A 19,558-nucleotide genomic window follows, 5' to 3' on the forward strand; every position below is an offset into this window, starting at 1 on the left:
TCTTTTAAAAGTTTATGATCACAATTACAATTATTTTTATATTCAGACATATTTCTATTCCTTGATTCATCTACCTTTTTTTAAGTAATTTCTTTTAGAAAGAGAAAATATATTAAGAACATTAGCAATATAAATACATGAATGGCGATTACCAGCTGACAATAGACAAGATGTTAGAGAGCGGAGTCTCTTCGAATCCAAATCAGATAATAAATTATAGCGGCAAAAAAACTTTTACTTATAAAGAGTTCAGAGAGAGGGTTTACAGGCTCGCAAAAGCATTAATTTCCATAGGGGTTAAGAAGGGAGACACGGTAGCAGTCATAGACTGGGATACATACGTATACTTGGAGGCCTACTTTGCTGTTCCAATGATAGGGGCGGTACTGCATACGGTTAACGTTAGGTATCCTCAAGATCTTATATACTACACAATGGATCACGCCGAGGATAAGTATGTTATAGTAAGGGACGAATTTGTCCCTATTCTCTCAAAGAATAAGGAGGCTTTCTACTTCATAAAGGGCTGGATTATATATTCCGAATACGGGAATGTCCCAGACGAACTTTCTCCAAAGTACATCTATGATGAGTTGATGTCGAAAAACTACGATATCGAACTTCCAGAAATATCGGAAAACGATCTAGCAACGACCTTCTACACATCCGGAACTACTGGAATTCCAAAAGGTGTACAGTTTACACACAGGCAGATAGTTTTGCACGCAATATCATCCGGCTTGGCACTATCTGACAGGCCTATTAGCCTGACTGCAGATGACGTCATAATGCCGTTGGTGCCAATGTTTCATGTTCATGCTTGGGGAGTTCCTTATATGACAATAATGAGCGGCCGGCAATATGTCCTTCCTGGTCGTTATGACTTCGATCATATAATAGATCTTATCGCACAAGAAAATATCACGGTGATAGCCATGGTACCTTCGATCCTCTACATGATCGTTACGAATCCAAATGTAGGGAAGATAGCTGGGAGAAAGATAAGAGCGATAATAGGAGGCGGAGCTCTTCCTGAAGGCCTCCAGAAAGCTGCAGAAAAGCTTGGTATAATGGCAATATCTGGTTATGGCCTCTCTGAGACTGCCCCTATACTTACGCTAGCTACATACAACTCTGATGTCAAGAAGCTCCCACTTGAAGAGCAAAAGAAGTATCACCTCAAGACTGGAATACCAATACCGCTTGTACAGCTCCGTGTTATCGATGACAAATGGAACGATGTGCCAAGAGATGAGAAAACCATAGGCGAGATCGTGGTAAGGGCGCCCTGGTTGACGTCTGTGTATGTAAAGAACAAAGAGGGTACTGAAGCTTTGTGGAAGGGCGGCTGGATGCACACAGGTGATTTGGCTGTTATGGATAAGTTTGGATACATTAAGATAGTTGACAGAGAAAAGGATGCGGTAAAGTCTGGCGGGGAGTTTATACCATCACTTATACTAGAAGATGCAATAAGTGCGTGTCCTGGTGTTGTTGAAAACGCTGTCGTTGGAAAGCCCCATGAGAAGTGGGGAGAGAGGCCGGTAGCCTTCTATACAGGTACTGCTAAGCCAGAGGAGATAAGAAAATGCTTGGAAGATATTGTGAGGCAGGGAAGAATTGCAAAATTTTGGATTCCAGACGACTTCATAAACGTAAAAGAATTTGTAAAGACCAGTACTGGCAAAATAGACAAAAAAGTACTCAGGGAAATGTTGAAAAAATAAATTATTTTCCCTGATAATTAGGCTTTCTTTTTGAAAGGAATGCGGATATGCCTTCCTTCAGATCTTCTGTACCGTACAGAGTTCCCATAGCCATAGATTCCATCTCTAGACCATCGTCAAGGGATGTATTGGCGCTTCTAAGCAACAGACGCTTAGCAAGAGCGGCAGATATTGGCGCAACCCTCTCCGATATGTCCTTTGCAAACTTCAAAGTTTCAGCATCGATCTCCTGCGGCTTGTATAATCTAGATACTAACCCGATTTCATAAGCCCTTTTGCCGTCAAAGCGCTCAGCAGTTAAAACGTAATAAGACGCCCTAGATTCGCCAATCAGCTTAGACAGCTTCTGCGAGCCTCCCCAGCCGGGTATGAGACCTAGCGTCACTTCAGGGAAACCGATCTGCACGTCTTCAGTTGCAACTCGAATATCGCAGGCAAGCGATAGTTCCAGGCCACCACCAAGCACGTACCCTTTCATCTCTGCTATTGTTATCTTTGGCATCTCACTCAGAAGCTTGAAGATCCTTTCTCCTTTCCTAGAAAATTCAAGGAAATCGAAGGTACTGGAGAAAAATGAGTCAAGCTGTGCGCCGGCTGAGAATACTGATCCATTTCCAGTTATTACGACGACATTTATCTCTCTATCATGCCACAGATCGTTTATCTGCTGCTCCAGTGCATCTAGGACAGCCGAGTTTATGAGATTGTTCTTTGTGTTGTTAAGGCGGAGCACTGCAATCTTTCCATTCCTTTCAAGAATAACTGGGTCAGATGATTCTACGATAGAGGGCTTTTCCTGTTCAGTCTGTTGTCCTCGCACTGGGGGCTCAAATTTTTCAGATATGAGTGATTTAAGCCTACCTTCTGATATTGACTTGGCGGGCTGGAATACCGAAACTCCGAACTTGTTGTATAGAGATTCTAATTTGCTTTTTATCTCCGCATTTGTGAGGCCTTTTGCAACAGTTATGGGGCCGAATGGCCTGTTCATACCCAACTTGACGCCTATCTCGATGTCTTCAGGCGAGACGATCTTTTCCTCTATTATTTTCACAGCCTCATTTATCTCGAGCGCAAATATGTCCATAAGCTCAACGTTTTTAGTAGGCTGGGCGTCTGGTATCTGGGCCTTACCATTAACCCACTTGTAGAAACCTTCTCCTGTCTTTAGGCCCAGCTTCTTTTCGTTGTAGAGTTTGTTGTATACCTGGCATTTAGCATAATCAGGAGAAAGTTCCTTCGCGTAGTATTCTAGGGAATGGTATACAGTATCGATGCCAACGTAATCCATTAGCTCGTATGGGCCCATAGGAAGTCCCTGAGACCTAGCAAATCTGTCTACTTCCTCAGGTTTCGCTATCCCTTTATCAAGTACAAGGCAGAAGTAAAGTGATTCGGGTGCGTTTATCCTGTTGACAACAAATCCTGGGGTATCCTTGTAAACCTTTATAGGTATCTTTCCAATTTTCTTGGAAAAATCATAAACTGCTTCAAATACTTCGTCTTCAGTATAATCACTCCTTATTACTTCTACCAGTTTCAATACTACTGGAGGGTTGAAGAAATGCATTCCAACGACCTTTCCCTTTTTCTTTACACCTTCAGCTATCTCTGTCAGCCTTATGTTCGAAGTATTCGTAGCAAGTATGGCATCCTCTTTAGTGCTCTGATCTAACTGCGCGAAAACCTGCCTTTTTATATCTAGAATCTCTGGCACAGCCTCTATGACGAGATCGGCATCTTTTACAGATTCAGGTATGCTGGTGAAGTAATGTATCCTTCCAAGCACCTTTGTTTTGTCTGATAGTTTTCCAGACTTTACAAGCCGGTCAAGACTTGCATCAATTTCGGCTTTGGCTTTAGCCAGAACATCATCAGATATATCCTCCAGATTAACATCATAGCCAGCAAGCGCTATAGTTTCCGCAATCCCGTGACCCATTATCCCGGATCCAATCACGGTTACTTTACTTATTTCCAAAATTAATCACCTCGTTTTGCCTATGACGCTAATTATTTTTTGAACAAAGAATAAGTCTCCTGAAACAGTGACCTTTCCGCTCATGAAAGCTGAAAAGGCGTTAAGCTTGCCGGTTATTATATCAGATAGGGTCTGATCTGAGCATTTAACAGTTGCATCAGCTTTCTCAGGTGTTTCATCTGTAAGTTGTATTTTGCCATTTTTAATAATGATAGTGAATGGCTTGGCATCAGAAAGTGCTATTGAAACAATTTTTTCGGCGTTAGCTATTCCAGAAAGATCTTTTTCGTTTACCTTCGAAACCATTTCATTTATTAATTCTTTAGAACCCATAGTAAAGTATAGGATCATAATCCATATAATTTTTCCCTAGGTTGTAAATAGTGAGCTATTAAATGAATTGATAGAATTAAGAATATTTAAAACTTAGAAGATATATTTTATTCTTCGTAATCGCATGCTGGATTTGAGCATCTAAATACCTTTATCTCTCCCTTTTGATCATATACCGGGACGAGAACGCCTACACCACACTTTGGGCAGAGATGTTTGTAATCTTTCGTGCGGTGGGATAGAAGTACGTCCACTATGCTGGCCCTAGATAAATATCTTGATAGATCTGTCAGCGTGATTATGCCAACGACCTTTCCTGTAGAATCAACAACGGCGCACCTTTCAAGACCGTTTTCGCTTAGATATGCCGCAGCGTCTCTAACATCATAACTACTTGGTACCTTTGGTATCGGTTTCCTCATCACGTATTTTATCTGTACCTCATCCGGCTTCTTGTTTCTCGGGATAAATCTCTTTATAATGCTTCTTTCACTTATCAAACCAACGTCTTTACCTTCGTTGTCTTTAACTATAAGGCCATATAGCCTGTTTTCATTCATTATCTTGACAGCATCGAAGACGCTAGAATTTTCATTCACGGACCTATAATTTGTATTCATTATCTTTTCCACTCTCATAGATTCAATATTTAAATTAATAATATAACATTTATTATAATTTAGAAAGAGTCCGACCGTTTTCTGACTAACTCCAACCATAAAAATAAGCGCAATAGATCATCCATGCAAGAAAAAGGACAAAAATACAGTACTTTGGAAGAAAAGTTTATCAATAAAAAGAGTCTACATATCAAGGATAAGATGACCAGATTCGTACTTGTATCTGACACCACACTGAGTTATGAATATAGACACTTTCCATTGCTAGACTTTCTCCCTTGTGCACCTGGTAAGACAATACCTGGACCAATATACAGGTTCTTGAAAGGACCAGAACCACCTAATGTAAACGGGATAGTCAAATATGCTCCATATGCAGTCAGAAAAATAGAAGCTTCTCTGGTTAAGCGATTTGGGAGGGATAGTGTCGTTGTAGTCAATGAAGACTACCTTGGGGAGTACGTTGATGATAAAACTGAGGTCATAGGCGTCTCCACCATGGATCCGCTTGGCTTGGGCCCGACTACTATGTCCTATTATGCACTCTTTGGCGGTGACCTTGATGCGTGGGTCAGACGCGAATGGGATACGTTGATGGAGAAGGTTAACAAAGCGAGAGAAGGTAAGAAAGCAAAACTGATAGTGGGCGGCCCTGGGGTTTGGGAGTTTACTATACTAAGAGATGAGATCGATAAATACAAGGTCGATTACTACGTCCAGGGTGAAACGGACGATGTTGTTGCGGATCTATTCGAGCAGGTAGCTGAAGGCAACATAGACAAACAGATGTTCTTCAATGGCTATATGAGCTACGACGAAGAGTTCCACAAGGTACTTAAAAAAGACGAGAAGTTTCTAGCACGTGGAATAACACAATCTGCCTATCCAAGGCTTGAAGATATCCCTGAAATAGTAAACCCGTCGATGAAAGGTATGGTAGAGGTCATGAGGGGTTGTGGAGTAGGATGCGATTTCTGTGAGGTTACATTGAGGCCTTTAAGGTACATGCCTCTAAGCATGATAATAGATGAGATAAAGATAAACGTTGCCGGCGGTGTAGACAACGCATGGCTGCATTCTGATGAAATATTCGGCTATAAACACGGCCACTTTTTCGAACCTAATGAAGAAGCACTTAGCGAGCTTTTCTCCGCTGTTATGAGCGTTCCTGGCGTAAAGACATCTAACCCGACGCATGGAAGGATCTCAATACCTGCTGGATACCCAGAAATGATTGAAAAGCTTTCCAAGATACTGAAAGCCGGCCCAAGGAACTGGATCGGCATCCAGACTGGCCTTGAAACAGGGAGCGAAGTACTCGCAAAGAAGCACATGCCCAATAAGACTTTGCCGCTCAGAATTGGAGTAGATGGTTCATGGCAGGATATCGTATGGCAGGGAGTCAACGTAGAGACAAAGTACTATTGGAGATCGGCCTTTACAATTCAGGTAGGGCAAGAAGGCGAAACACCAGAGGATCTTTGGGACACTATCGCCCTTATTAACAAGTTGAGCAACTCATATGTTGATGGCAGGCCATTCGAATTTACAGTTACGCCTTTAGTCAATGTACCGCTTGGAAGGATAAAGTCGAGGAAGCTGAATACAAATCTACTTGATGTCAACGGCTTAGCTGTCTATTATGCATCCTACAGGCACCTTGCAAAGATGGCAGCAAGGGACGGTTTTAGAGACGCCCATGGAAACGCTTTTCTGAAGCTAGCTACTGGCGGTCTAATATCCTTCGGCGGAAGGCTTATGATGGACTTTATTGAGAAGAAAGCTGAGAAGGCAGGCGTTGACATAGAGAAGGTGAAGCGCTGGGGTGTCGAGGGTACTGATGAAATTACCTCATTGGCCCAGTTTGTAAGAGCGTGATAATTATTTATCATTTAACTACATATCATTCTTATGAAGTATGTTCGTCTAGGTAGTTCAGGTACTCTTGTATCCCAGCTTGCACTTGGCACGTGGCATCTGCCAGGTTCGAATAGATACTCATCGGATGGTGTGGAGAAAGTCGATGAAAGTGAGTTCCAGAGGATCTTCAAGAAAGCATACGATGCAGGTATTAATTTTTTTGATACCGCTAACATATACCACGGCAGGGTTGAGAAGAATGAAGATCATATAGATCACATAGGAAATTCCGAGAGAATACTTGGCAAAGCCATCAAAGGATACGAAAGGGAATCCTTAGTCATAGCAACTAAGGTTAGGGGGCCAGTTTCTAAGTTCATTAACGGGGAGGGGCTCTCACGAAAACACATAATGTGGCAGATAAAGGAAAGCCTTCAGAGACTTGGCCTAGAATACGTTGATCTCTACCAAATACACTGGAGCGACAGCCTTACGCCACACGAAGAAACAGCGAGAGTATTAAGCCATATAGTCGATCTTGATATGGCAAGATACATTGGCGAAAGCAACCACTCTGCCGAAGATATAGTGGATTTTATGAACATCTCAGAAAAGCTCAACTTGCATCACTTTGTCACGATGCAGGAGCCTTACAATATACTGCAGAGGGGAATAGAGAAGGATAAGATCCCTGTGGCGAAGAAGTATGGTATGGGTATCTTAGCCTATGTACCACTTGCACAGGGAGTTCTCACAGGAAAATACGTATCTGGGCCAGAAAAAGGATCAAGATCATCGTATTATCCCGAAATAATTGATTTCCACCAGAAGAATCAAAAGAAGATAGACGCGTTGATTAACTTCGCCAAGGAAAAAGACATAACTGGAGGGCAGCTGGCTATTGCTTGGTTGATAAAGAAATCGCAGATCGAGGGGATACCCATAATTCCGCTGCTCGGAATTACTAAGGAAAAATACCTTGAAGAAAATCTGAAAGCCTTAGAAGTAAACCTTACGGATTCTGATATGAGGGAAATTGATAGGATGGTCCTGTGAGCCTTATCGATAAAATATCGCATTATCCTATTTTATGAATTTATTTTTGAAGTTCTTTTGAGAAGAGCCTCTTCAAGCTTTGGAGCTACCCTTATCACACCCAAGTGTGATAGTGCCTGCGGAAAATTCCCCAAAAAATCACCAGATTTCTCATCTATCTCCTCTGAGTACAGCCCTAGGTGGTTTGCCTTTTCAAGCACAGATTCTAGGACCTCTCTGGCCTTCTTAAGCCTCTTCATAAGTATTAGATCCTCTATATACCAGAATGTCAACATTAAGAAGGAACCTTCATCGCCTTTCAGGCCGTCATCTTCCCTGTACCTCTTGAAGAGGTAACCGTCAACCATCAACTCTTTTTCAATCCTTGAAAGTGTACCCAGAAACTTCTCATCATTGGCTGGTATAAAGCCAAGTATTGGGAGCCTAAGGAGCGCAGCATCTATGTTTTTGCTTCCGTAGTACTGTACAAAGCTGTTTGTATCCGTATCGAATCCCTTTTCAAGAACTTCTTTCTTTATTTCATCCTGTATAGATTTCCACTGCTTGATCGGAGCACTTAACCCAAGGTCCTTCGCCATTGAAATAGCACTATCAAAGGCAGCCCACGACATAACTTTTGAATACACATACTGTTTCGGCTCAGTACGAAATTCCCAGATGCTTGAATCTGGATACTTCCAAAGGTATTCGATCTTGGCCATAACCTGCTCCACGAAATCCCATAGATAAGAGTTTACTATGCCGCCCGCCTTCGCCATCGAGTGAATTGCCCTTACAATCGAACCGTATTGGTCTATCTGAAGCTGATCCACAGCTTTGTTTCCTATCCTTACAGGGCGGGATCCCCTATATCCTTCGTAGTCTATAATCCTCTCCTCGAGATCATTTGAGTCATCTATGCTGTAGATGGTCCTAATCCTATTATCCCTTGTAATCATATCCATCATATCGTATAGGAACTCAGTTGCCTCGTACTTATATCCGATGCTGGAAAGGGCTTCAATGACGTATGCTGTGTCCCTTATCCACGTAAACCTGTAATCCCAATTCCTTTCGCCCCCTATTGCTTCTGGTAGACTAGCAGTGGGTGCCGCTACCATAAGCCCAGTCGGCTCATAAAAAAGCACCTTTAAAGCAAGCGCCGACCTCATTACCATACTATGGTACGCGCCCGCATAGCTAGACGAAGAAGCCCACTTTCTCCAGTAATCAGTGGTCTCCTGCAGCCTAAGGTATGACTTATAATCAGTTGTCCGGAATAGGTGATGGATACCATAGAGTGCAATAATCCATGATGAGCTTCTAGGTTCCATTTTGACATTCCCGAATATACGGTCGGAATTCTTCCTTAGAGGAAACTCAGATGATATTCCTATAGATTCCTTGTCAGTCGTGAAAATAAATCCGTGCTGATCCTTCTCTATTATCGGCTTATCCTGCCCATAGTTGAAAGTAGGCTTGAAGTCTATGGTTATATCTATAGGTTCCGAAAATGATTCCACAAATCTGTGAACCTCGGGAAAACTTATTTTCCCGTATTCTGAATCCGGCATAAAATCTGTGAGGCGTAGTATTATCTTACCATTCTTTACGAACTCAGTAACAAGGACGTTCGTCATCTCCTTATAATATTGATCGACGTAAACATCGGTTGTGTCTGAGGGGAATATTGCAAAGTAACCGCCTTTGTTCTTATCGAGTATAGAGGAGAATACGGCGTTTGAATTAAAATTTGGCAGGCAGCCCCAATCTATGTATCCGTTCATGGCTACAAGCATTGCAGTCCTATTGTTGCCAATAAAACCATGATACTGTATTTTGGGGTATCCTTCGACTGTTATATCCGAATATTTAACAAGACCATGAAAGGCCATATGAGTCAGTTCATGCGGTATTTTTTTCATGGATATTAACGTTATCTACGGTAAGATCCAATTCCATGCTTGAATAAGTAACTCAGGACGTATAATACTGTTCGATCTTTAACTCTCAACGAAATGCATAGAATAACTATGGCATTGTAAATCATGTCCTACAAAGATTTATATCTATCAAATTATAAGTATTGTGTGGATACCCAGAGATTTGTAATAACGATGAACGGCGATAATATATCCTTTATCGTGGGAGATAACGCAATCAACCACTTATCCGAGGAAGCTGGGAAGTATGATAGTATCGTTATAATGATAAGCAAGACCGTCGAGGAGATGTATGCAAACCATATACCTGATGTAGGTAGCTTTGGAAATTCCGTGGTAAAGATATCCCTCAACGATGGAGAATCATTAAAATCGTTAAGAAACTATCAAAAGATCGTTAAAGTGCTGCTGGAGAGAAAGGTAGACAGACGATCCCTGCTGGTATACATTGGTGGTGGTACGGTAGGAGACCTTGCTGGCTTTGTAGCTTCAACATATAAAAGAGGTGTTATGATGATCGCAGTGCCGACGACATTGCTTGCACAAGTCGATAGCTCCATAGGTGGCAAGAACGGCTTGGACTTCTCGGATGTCAAGAATGTGATAGGGACTTTCTATAATCCGTACATGGTTATTGACGATACCGTGTTCTTGAAGAACAATTCGTTCATAATAAGGGAGGGGATGTCTGAAGTCATCAAGTACGCTATAATATCGGGCGGCGACATGTACGATACCCTGAATAGATGTTCCATAGACAATTTTGATGCTTGCGCAACTAATATAATAAAACTGAGCGTAAAGATAAAAAGTGAAATAGTTAACAGGGACTTTTATGATCGCACCGGGATAAGGAGCGTATTGAACCTAGGCCATACAATAGCCCACGGAATAGAGGGCGCAACAAAGGGTAGTATTTCACATGGAAAGGCGGTAGCAACTGGAATGCTTGTCGAAGCCCACATAGGAGAAAAATACGGAAATACAAACCATGAAGTCATCGAAGCAATACGCGATTTAATGAAAAGATATGGGATAGAGGAATTAAACTTAAAGGAAATTGGGCCAGGAAACATACTTAGGTATATTTCCAACGACAAGAAAATTATGGAGGGCTACATCAATATGCCAGTGCCTTCAGAAATAGGGAAGGTTATAACGATGAAGGCGACTGAACGCATGATAAGCGACGGAATAAACACTTTCATAAAGGAAAATGATGCCTCCTGATTATGTATTTGGGCTCATAGGCCATCCCGTATCCCACTCAATAGGGCAGATTGTCTACAACAGGTATTTCCAGAAAAAGGGATTAAATGCCATTTATCTATCTATTGATATATTTCCAGAGACGCTAAAATATTTCATGTCTTATGCATCCAAGATGGATGGGTTCAACGTTACGATACCTCATAAAATAAGTATAATGGATTACCTAGACCAAATAGATTGGGAGGCCCGTTCAATAGGATCTGTCAACTTAGTAAAAACTGAGGATGGATTATTAAAGGGCTTCAACACAGACTACTATGGCATAGAATATATGTTCAAAAAAGGCGGCGTCGATGTAAGCGGAAAGAGCATAGTCGTAGCAGGGTCTGGAGGGATAGCTAGAACTGTTATACACTATTTAATTAAGAACAATGCTAAAAGTGTGACAGTAAAAGCCAGAGATGTCAAACTTGCGAAGAATAAACTTAATGCGTACGATGTAGATATAAAAGAATATGCCAATAATGATTATGACATATACATCAACTGCACACCGCTAGGCACAGAGGCCGTCGGGGATCCATTCCCTGAGGTTCAATTTGGCAAAGGGAAAATAGCAGTAGATGTGGTCTATAATCCTCCAGTTACTCCATTCCTTAAAAGAGCAGGCATTTCGGGATCAAAAACATTGTCTGGTCTTGATCTTTACATTGGCCAGGCTATTAAAACACTGGATATACTAACATCAGGATGCGACATCGATACCTTAATTAATTCCGTAAGGGTGGCCGTAAATGAAGTTCGCTGAAGCTACCACCAATGGAGGTATATCAATACTTTCAGCTTTCATAGATGGATTAGGCGGTGCTTTTTCCATAGATCTTCCCCTTACAGCAACAGTTTATGCTGGAACTAGGAGAAGAGAGGATAGATTGATGGAAGCCATAAGAAGTGAATTTGGAATAAAGGATCAACTAACTTATAAAGTGAAAAGCTCAATACCAGCCGGTTATGGATTAAAGAGCAGCAGTGCGCTTGTTCTGGCCCTGGCCAAGGCGTCCTTATTATACAAATCCGTGGATATAGAGGATGCGGATTTACTTGTGCGCCTTGCCAATATTTCCAAAGCGGTTGGTCTTTCAGCCACTGGGGCACTCGACGATCTGTGCCAAGCCTTATACGGTGGTTACTGCATCACAGACAACAAAAGGATGAAAATTATCAAAAGAGGAAAGCTTCCTGAACTTGCTGTGCTTGTTTGTGCAAGAGGAGAAACAAGGCCTTCGAGATCTATAAATATCCGTGGAAATTATTTTAAAGTTGCCAGATCCGCTGAGAACCTCGCACAAAGGGGCTTCATATTCCAGGCAGCGGTTCTCAACGGCTTTATCTATGGAACAATATTCGGCATAGATCTAGAGACGGTAAGGAAGATCGAAGAGAATGGAGCTAATTATGCATCCCAAAGCGGAAAGGGGCCTGCTGTTTTTGGATTATTCACAGATCCCAGTGACGCAAAGAGGGCAAAAATGGATATCGGTTTTGGGATAGTGACAAAGATAAACAACCATGGGATACGTTATAGAATATATGATAGTTAAGGTTTCAAATCTTGGCGGGAGTGGTATTGCCGAAATGCCATCGTCAAAGAGTTTTACCCAGCGGTATGTACTCGCCTCGGCTTTTCTAAACAAGAGCGTAGTGCTGAATGGTATAACCATAACAAACGATGATGATGTTGCAATGAGGATAGCTGAAAGCGTTGGATCTACAATTACAATAAACAATAGATCGATAAAGATCTCTAGCAATTTCAAGTGCCCAGAAGAAATATATGTTGGTGAATCTGGCACTTCCTACCGGCTTTCCATAGGCCTACTTGCTGCATCTGGTTGTGTTACAAGAATTAAGGGTGAGGATAGCCTTGCAAAGAGACCTATTGAGCCTCTTCTAATGGCATTAGGGGAAAATGGAGTAAAATTTGAAAGGAACGAAGCGGGTTTCTACAATGTGGATGGAAGAAACTCTCAGAAAAAGCACGTCGAGATAGAGGGGTCTAGTTCACAGTTCGTATCATCCCTTATGCTATACTATGCCAAGAAGGGCGGCGGCGAATTTACGGCAAGAAACATTAAATCGATAGGATACGTCTATATAACAAAGAGAGTTCTCTATGATCTGGGCTATTTTGCTAACATAGAGAGAACCATAACAATAAATCCAACAGGTGTATGGAAGACTGCCATAGACGTTGAACCAGATTATTCGTCGATGGCGTTTTTTATGGTGCTAGGCCTGCTATCTGATTCAGTTGATGTGAGGTTTAGGATAAAGAGGATTAGCCGAATCCAGCCCGATTCCGTGATACTAGATCTTTTCAAGAATAACATTCTAATTAATGGGGAAGAAATACGCGTAATAAGCGGCATAAATGAGCCTGTTTCAGTTGATGCAGATATGAATCCAGACCTCTGCCCGCCATTATCTGTCATAGGAATTTTTTCAAAGTACGGAGTGCAGATAAGGAACTACGAAAGGCTTAAGACTAAGGAGAGCAACAGGTACGAGGGCATTATTGATCTTGCAGAAAGGTTCGGTGCAAATGTGGAAGACAACGGCCAGGATCTTTTCATAAAACCTGGCTCAGTAAGGTTTCCAGATGTTATCTCATATAAAGATCATAGGATGATAATGGCAGCTTCCATAGCTTCGCTCATAGGTGGTTTTCCGACTGTTATAGAAAATGCGGAAAAGACTGCCAAGAGTTTTCCTGGTTTCTTTGCAGAACTCTCAAAGTTCGCAAATGTAGAGGAACTGGCATAATTTTTATATGCTTCAACAATTAACTGATATGCTTATTTTTCAGGATATTAGAAAATTGATATTTGAGAGGGTAAATGAAGTTCATAAGACACCAGAAAATGATGTGTATGTCGATCCAACTGGACATTCAGATTTTACAGTAAGAGTATTCAGGTTAATAAATCAGCCAGATGGAAGGGAGAAAATAGAGAAGATGATAGAAAAGATAAGGACTATTGAAAATATTTCTGGCGCTAAGTTAGAAAATGGATACATTAATATTTATTTGGACAAAAGGGGCGTACTTAGATACCTTCTGGATTATGTTGAAAAGTATGGGAAATATCCAGATACGTTCCAGGAGCCAGAAAGAGTAAGCGTAGAACATACGAGTGCCAACCCGACAGGGCCGCTGCACATTGGAAGGGCAAGAAATTCCATAATAGGAGATTCTATTTCACGCCTATTAGGGAGATTCGGCTATAGAGTAACAAAACAATACTTTGTAAACGACTCAGGAAAACAGATGCTTTCGCTATATACTGCTTACGAGAAGTACAATGGCCCAATGACAATGGATAATCTACTCCAAGATTATCAGAAGATTTACAAGGAAATAGAGAAGGACAAGAGCGTAGAGGAGGAGATCGAAAATAATTTAATGCGGTATGAGAGAGCAGACCCAAATATCTATGGAAAACTTCGCGAGATCGCTGGCGTTATGCTTCAGGGAATAACAGGGACGCTGGCCAAGGTATGGATAGGATTCGATGAATTTAACTGGGAATCGGATTTCATTCGTTCTGGAGAAGTAGAAAAGGCGATAGAATCTGTAAATCCGTCTGAGGAGGGCGGTGCTAAATACATAGAGGTGGGCGGCAGGAAAGTCTTTTTAACAAGAAGCGACGGCACAACACTCTATTTTTCTCGAGACATAGCCTACCATTTGTATAAAGCTCAAAATTTCGACTGGATAATTAATGTCCTCGGAGAGGATCATAAAGAGCACGGAAAATTGCTAGAGCATGTTATGAAGGGCATTATGAACATAGAGAGTAAAATGTCCTTCGTTTACTATAGCTTTATAACTCTTGAGAGCGGAAAGATGTCAACCCGGCGTGGTAATATAGTTACACTGGAAGACTTGATCGAGAGGACCTTTGAAGAGGCGCTCCGAATAGTAAGAGAAAAGAGGCCAGATCTAGAAGAAGAAAGAATGAAAGAAATAGCAAAGGTCATAGCTTCTTCGTCAATAAGGTTCAACATAATACGTGTAAGCGCACCAAAGCCAATAACCTTCAGGTGGGACGAGGCCCTTAACTTTGAAGGAAATTCAGCACCCTTTATTATGTACACCTACGCAAGGGGCGCCAGCATAATTAAGAAGAAGGAAAGGGATGAAAAAGACTTCTCAACAGAAATGGATCATGAAGAAGAAGAATTAGTAAGGCAGATGTATCTCTACCCTTATGTCCTATCAGACGCAGCTCAGAACCTGAGACCGGATATAATTGCTGGTTATCTAATTGATCTAGCGCAGAAGTTTAATGACTTTTATAAGGCGTGCAGAGTGATAGGGGCTCCAGATGGGGTTTACGACAGAAGAATTAGATTGATCGAAACGTACATGAAAATTGTAGAAGATGCAGGGGATATACTTGGTATAAAAATGTTAGAAGAAATTTAAAAATTTATTTTTTCTTTTCCTGTTTTTTGGGAAGTTCAGTCTTTGGCTGTGGCCCCTTCTGTTGTTTTGGTGTTCCTGACCTCAGCTTGTAGTATACGTATATAACTATCACGAGTACCACAATTACTGACACAACTATCAGAGGCGTCCTGTAAGCAGGGGGATTTACGCTTACAGTCTGTGTCAAAGCACCAGCAGTAACGAAGGATCTAGGTTCGGAATTCACGCTCGCTGTTGCATACACAGATACCTTTCCCGAGGTAGGTGGTACCCAGTTTATAGATACATTGTCTGATGCACCTGCCTTTATCTCGCTCACAGTCGTAGAGCCATAAACTTTCCCGTTGACATAAACTTGTATTAGTACATTATATGCATTTTCAGTACCAAGGTTAGAGACGTTGACATAGAGCTTAGAAGAAGACCCCTGATACTGTGCTCCAGATGCATATATCGAATTTACGACAAGCCTCGGCGTAACTACAACCATTGATACTGTTTTGTTTGCGTAACCCGATACATTGGATGGATTTGTCACCTGAAGAGAGATCTTCATGCTTGCTACCGTGTTAAACACTATTTGAAGATATGATTCATTCATAGGAGTAAGGTTTGTGTATGTGGTATCAGACGGGGCTGCAGGAGTGCCATTTATGTATTCAATTATCCATTGGAATTTCAGAGAGCTGAATGGATAGTAAGGATCGGTAGTGTTGTTAGCGCTGAGTGTTATAACCTTTCCTGCAACAGGGTTCGTAATGTATGTATTATTGTATTTCATGAAAAATGTAGCAGATGGTGGTGTTGTATCATTTACGTATACCTTCATCAGTATGTGGTATACATTGCCGGCTTCGGTTGTAATATTTGCAAATGATACTTGGTTTCCGTAGCCAGGGGCAATGCTTGGATGCGAGAATGCGTATGATACATTATCTCCTATGTATGTAGCTGTTGGAAACTTCCAGTTGTAGCCAAGGTAAACATTATAGCCAGATAGAACTAAAGATGAACCGTAGAGGCTGTATGATATCTGAGCAGATTGCGGTACTGATAAACTAACAAGCATAGTTTCATTCGTCGAGTACAGCTTGCTTGTGTATGAAATAGAGTGGCCGTTATAAGAAGCTGAAAACTTTACCTTCGGCGCAGTGGTATTATTCAATGACAACACCGTGAAGTTTGAATAGGCTGTTCCACCGGAAGGACTTCTCACAAATACGCTCACACTCGTGGATGATGACCTGAAAACATTTGATATATTATATCCGTAAAATACGGATGAGCCAATAGTCCAAGTAAAGTTGGCTTGCATATAATCATCAGAATTTGTAACAGGGTTGAAGTACGCGGTCGATGAATTCAGGTAAACAGTTTGATTCCGTGGTACAACGTATACGGAGTTGGTCGAGGTAGAGTTAAGAACATAGTTGTTTGAAACCATGTCCTTCCAGTACAGAGTGTATGAGGAATTCGTCATAACTGGAGAAACCACTGGTGAAAACTTAAGAGTGGCCCAAACATTTGATGGCTGAGGCTTAATCTTAACAAACATATAGGATGATGACAGTGGGACATTGGAGGAAGATACTGCAAGGGATGTGTTGTGGTAACTTATATTATAATAATAGTTGAGTGCACCAGGTAAATACTGAGTTCCGTAGACGTAGACGTTAATCGTGTTCAGAGAACTGACCGGACTAACATTTGCATAGACAGCATTAATGGTAGCATGAGAAGTATTGGATGTGCTGATAACCGATACTTTAGGCACAGCAGTTAGGTTATAGTACACTCCATTAACCATAAAGCTCTTCTGTGTGTAGTTCTGTGCAAGGCCGTAGAAGTATTTCACCATTTCAGATGTAGTTATGTGATCAAGCTTCATTTGCCAGTATAACGATCCGACGCTTGAATTGCCAAAAAATGCTGGAAAGGTTGTGGCATTATTTAGGTTATAAGTTATGTTCAAGTATAACTGTTTCAAGTTTGATGAAATACTGTAGTTGTAATAAACATTCGAGGTTGATGGTTGCAAAGCCACTGTATTTCCGTTTTCAGAGGATTTGAAAACCTGCGGTGAATATCCAGGTGCTTCAACAACCACTATGGTATTAGGTGTATTCGAGTATACGGAAAACGAATAACCCGAAAATGGTATAACGGTATAATTGTATGGTGATACATCATTTATGAGCACAATATTTCCATTTGGAACATTTGTGAACCCATAGTAGTTAGGTGTGTTAGGCGTTATATTAAAAGTAGAAGAAGAGGAATTTATACTCATCAAATACGTTGTTATCTTCGATGAGTAATTTAAGATAGCGTAAATAGGCGTATTAATCGGTAGTTGGAAGATGTAAGTACCAGCATTTACCTGCGTTTCATTGAATACAAAATTGTCCGCAGTTTTAAACATAAGCATTGCTGGCTTCGTTATACCCTTAACGTTTACGCTTATGCCATAAGTCTGAACTGCGTTAACGTTTACACTAATATCGTAAGAACTAGAAGTTAGGTTGAAGGGTATGGTCTTCGAATAATATATCGTATTATTTATCGGGCCAGTACCATAATAATTAGGGATGTAAACGTAATATTTCCCAAAGGTAAGGTTAGCGGTAAAGCTTGGCCCCATTCCCTTAGCTACTAGAACGCCATTGGAGTTGAGTATTTTAACAGGCACATCAGCCGGACCCAATGGCGATGTTACCTTTACATTTACAACGCCGGTCTGAATCGGCTTGGCTAGGCTAATTCCCGCTAGGGAACTCAATGCTACAAGCGAAATCAAAGCTATCGCAACAATAGATTTATTCACCGATATCCTCCCTTTTTTCTGCCTAAGGAAAACTTTTCTTATAAATATTATGATCATTTAGCCCTTAACAACGGCCAATGGAACCATACGCACTATTGATCTTGCAAGATGGGCCCCTTCTACCGCGGCAACAACTTCATCAACGTTCTTGTAGCTTCCGGGTGCTTCTTCGTAGAGGACACGCTTAGTTGCAGGCCTGGCATAGACGTCCTTTTCTTCCAACTCCCTATCCACTATTGAAGAAAACTTCTTTATGGCCTGATTTCTGCTTAGTACTCTCCCTGACCCATGGCATGCGGTTCCGAACGATTTTATTAGATTTTCTTTAACTCCGACTAAGACGTAAGAAGCTGTCCCCATGCTCCCTGGTATCAGAACAGGATGCCCAGTATCCTCAAATGGTGGAGATGATTTGCCAGGACCGAATGCCCTGGTGGCTCCTTTTCTATGAACAATGAGGCTCTTCGTTTTCCCCTCAACTATGTGATCCTCAACTTTCGCAATATTATGCGCTAGGCTATAAACTAATTCTGGTTCTACATCGAAGAATTTTTTGAAGACCTTCCTCACGCCATAAATAGCCATCTGCCTATTTACAAAAGCAAAATTTGCTGCAGACTTCATGGCGTCTAGGTAATTTTCGCCTATTTTTGATTTTACGTGAATTGAGATTAACTCAGGGTCTGAGGTCTTAATAGATTCCCGACTTTCCCTTAGTTCTCTTAAGTAATCTGTTGCAACCTGATGCCCAAGGCCCCTAGAACCAGTATGGATCATCACTGTCACCTCATCTTTATAGAGGCCAAACTTACGTGCAACGTCCTCGTCGAAAATGTCTGATACCCTCTGAATCTCAAGGAAATGGTTGCCAGCCCCTAGAGTGCCTATCTGCGAGAGTCCTCTCTGCATAGCCTGCTTTGACACATGTGTGCCATGGCTTTCTATCGAACCGTTATCTTCAGTATTGATCATATCCAATTCTGTGGCGAGGCCTCTAGAAACTGCCCATTTCAGTCCGGATGTCAAAATTTCTTGAAGATCGTTTTGGTTCACTGGAAAACCCTTCCTCGAAGTAAGACCACTAGGAACTTCCTGAAAAATATAGTCTGTGATATCCTTTATCCTCGGTTTAATTTGGGCATAGTTCATCCCTGTTCGCAGTAGAGCTACTCCACAGTTTATGTCATAACCTACGCCGCCTGGTGATATTATACCCTCGTCATAGTCGAATGCAGCCACCCCTCCTATTGGGAATCCGTAGCCCAGGTGTATGTCCGGCATAGCATAGGAGGCTTCCACTATACCAGGTAACTTCGCTACATTTACCACCTGGTTTAATGATCCATCTTCTACCGTATTCTTGAATAATTTATCTGTGGAGTAAACTATTCCATGGACTATCATATCACCTTCCCTTGGTATTTCATAAGTATAATCGTCTATTTTCCGAATATTCATAATCAGCAATTGATTTCCCGATCATAAACTTTGGCTATAAACCATAGAAAAAGATTAAAATGAATTTACCGCTTTG

The 19,558-nt window shown here is 41.4% G+C and carries 14 protein-coding genes; 8 read left to right on the top strand and 6 right to left on the bottom strand.

Annotation, left to right across the window (positions count from 1 at the left end; genetic code table 11):
- The first annotated feature begins 137 nt into the window (after window positions 1-137).
- Window positions 138-1,727: a fatty acid--CoA ligase gene (locus TVG_RS06995; RefSeq protein ID WP_010917567.1), complete on the top strand. Its 1,590-nt coding sequence runs from the start codon at window positions 138-140 to the stop codon at window positions 1,725-1,727.
- Between the two features lies 1 nt (window position 1,728).
- Here the strand turns inward: TVG_RS06995 and TVG_RS07000 are convergent, their stop codons facing one another.
- The 3 genes from TVG_RS07000 to TVG_RS07010 form a co-directional block, all read right to left on the bottom strand.
- Entirely contained in the window at window positions 1,729-3,708 is a 1,980-nt protein-coding gene (locus TVG_RS07000) for a 3-hydroxyacyl-CoA dehydrogenase/enoyl-CoA hydratase family protein (RefSeq protein ID WP_010917568.1), read from the bottom strand.
- Window positions 3,709-3,714: 6 nt separating this feature from the next.
- Window positions 3,715-4,041 (bottom strand): SCP2 sterol-binding domain-containing protein, encoded by a 327-nt coding sequence (locus TVG_RS07005; protein WP_010917569.1) that lies wholly within the window; start codon window positions 4,039-4,041, stop codon window positions 3,715-3,717.
- Window positions 4,042-4,148: 107 nt separating this feature from the next.
- Window positions 4,149-4,679: a CBS domain-containing protein gene (locus tag TVG_RS07010; protein ID WP_010917570.1), complete on the bottom strand. Its 531-nt coding sequence runs from the start codon at window positions 4,677-4,679 to the stop codon at window positions 4,149-4,151.
- Window positions 4,680-4,862: 183 nt separating this feature from the next.
- Between TVG_RS07010 and TVG_RS07015 the strand changes: the two genes are divergently transcribed.
- Together TVG_RS07015 and TVG_RS07020 are read left to right on the top strand one after the other, a co-directional pair.
- On the top strand, window positions 4,863-6,539 hold the full coding sequence (locus TVG_RS07015; RefSeq protein ID WP_010917571.1) for a B12-binding domain-containing radical SAM protein: 1,677 nt from the start codon (window positions 4,863-4,865) through the stop codon (window positions 6,537-6,539).
- Window positions 6,540-6,572: 33 nt separating this feature from the next.
- Window positions 6,573-7,577 (top strand): aldo/keto reductase, encoded by a 1,005-nt coding sequence (locus tag TVG_RS07020; RefSeq protein ID WP_010917572.1) that lies wholly within the window; start codon window positions 6,573-6,575, stop codon window positions 7,575-7,577.
- A gap of 32 nt (window positions 7,578-7,609) precedes the next feature.
- Here the strand turns inward: TVG_RS07020 and TVG_RS07025 are convergent, their stop codons facing one another.
- A complete protein-coding gene (locus tag TVG_RS07025) occupies window positions 7,610-9,481 on the bottom strand; it encodes a glycoside hydrolase family 15 protein (protein WP_241760278.1) in 1,872 nt (623 codons plus the stop codon).
- A gap of 165 nt (window positions 9,482-9,646) precedes the next feature.
- Here TVG_RS07025 and aroB point away from each other — a divergent pair, with 165 nt between their 5' ends.
- Genes aroB through argS form a run of 5 tightly spaced genes read left to right on the top strand, consistent with a single transcriptional unit; the run spans window position 9,647 to window position 15,200 of the window.
- A complete protein-coding gene (gene aroB, locus TVG_RS07030; RefSeq protein ID WP_010917574.1) occupies window positions 9,647-10,729 on the top strand; it encodes a 3-dehydroquinate synthase in 1,083 nt (360 codons plus the stop codon).
- Window positions 10,716-11,519, top strand: coding sequence for a shikimate dehydrogenase (locus tag TVG_RS07035; RefSeq protein WP_010917575.1), 804 nt, complete (start codon window positions 10,716-10,718; stop codon window positions 11,517-11,519). The genes aroB and TVG_RS07035 overlap by 14 nt, the downstream gene beginning before the upstream one ends.
- Entirely contained in the window at window positions 11,506-12,312 is an 807-nt protein-coding gene (locus TVG_RS07040; RefSeq protein ID WP_010917576.1) for a shikimate kinase, read from the top strand. Before TVG_RS07035 ends, TVG_RS07040 begins: the two co-directional genes overlap by 14 nt.
- Window positions 12,281-13,534, top strand: coding sequence for a 3-phosphoshikimate 1-carboxyvinyltransferase (locus tag TVG_RS07045; RefSeq protein ID WP_241760279.1), 1,254 nt, complete (start codon window positions 12,281-12,283; stop codon window positions 13,532-13,534). The genes TVG_RS07040 and TVG_RS07045 overlap by 32 nt, the downstream gene beginning before the upstream one ends.
- A gap of 28 nt (window positions 13,535-13,562) precedes the next feature.
- Window positions 13,563-15,200, top strand: a complete 1,638-nt coding sequence (gene argS / locus TVG_RS07050; RefSeq protein WP_010917578.1) for an arginine--tRNA ligase — start codon at window positions 13,563-13,565, stop codon at window positions 15,198-15,200.
- 4 nt (window positions 15,201-15,204) lie between these two features.
- Here the strand turns inward: argS and TVG_RS07055 are convergent, their stop codons facing one another.
- Together TVG_RS07055 and TVG_RS07060 are read right to left on the bottom strand one after the other, a co-directional pair.
- Window positions 15,205-18,081: a CARDB domain-containing protein gene (locus TVG_RS07055; RefSeq protein WP_010917579.1), complete on the bottom strand. Its 2,877-nt coding sequence runs from the start codon at window positions 18,079-18,081 to the stop codon at window positions 15,205-15,207.
- A complete protein-coding gene (locus TVG_RS07060) occupies window positions 18,082-19,482 on the bottom strand; it encodes an RtcB family protein (RefSeq protein ID WP_010917580.1) in 1,401 nt (466 codons plus the stop codon).
- Between the last annotated feature and the right edge of the window lie 76 nt (window positions 19,483-19,558).

The organism is Thermoplasma volcanium GSS1, assembly GCF_000011185.1.
GTDB classification, from domain to species: Archaea; Thermoplasmatota; Thermoplasmata; order Thermoplasmatales; family Thermoplasmataceae; genus Thermoplasma; species Thermoplasma volcanium.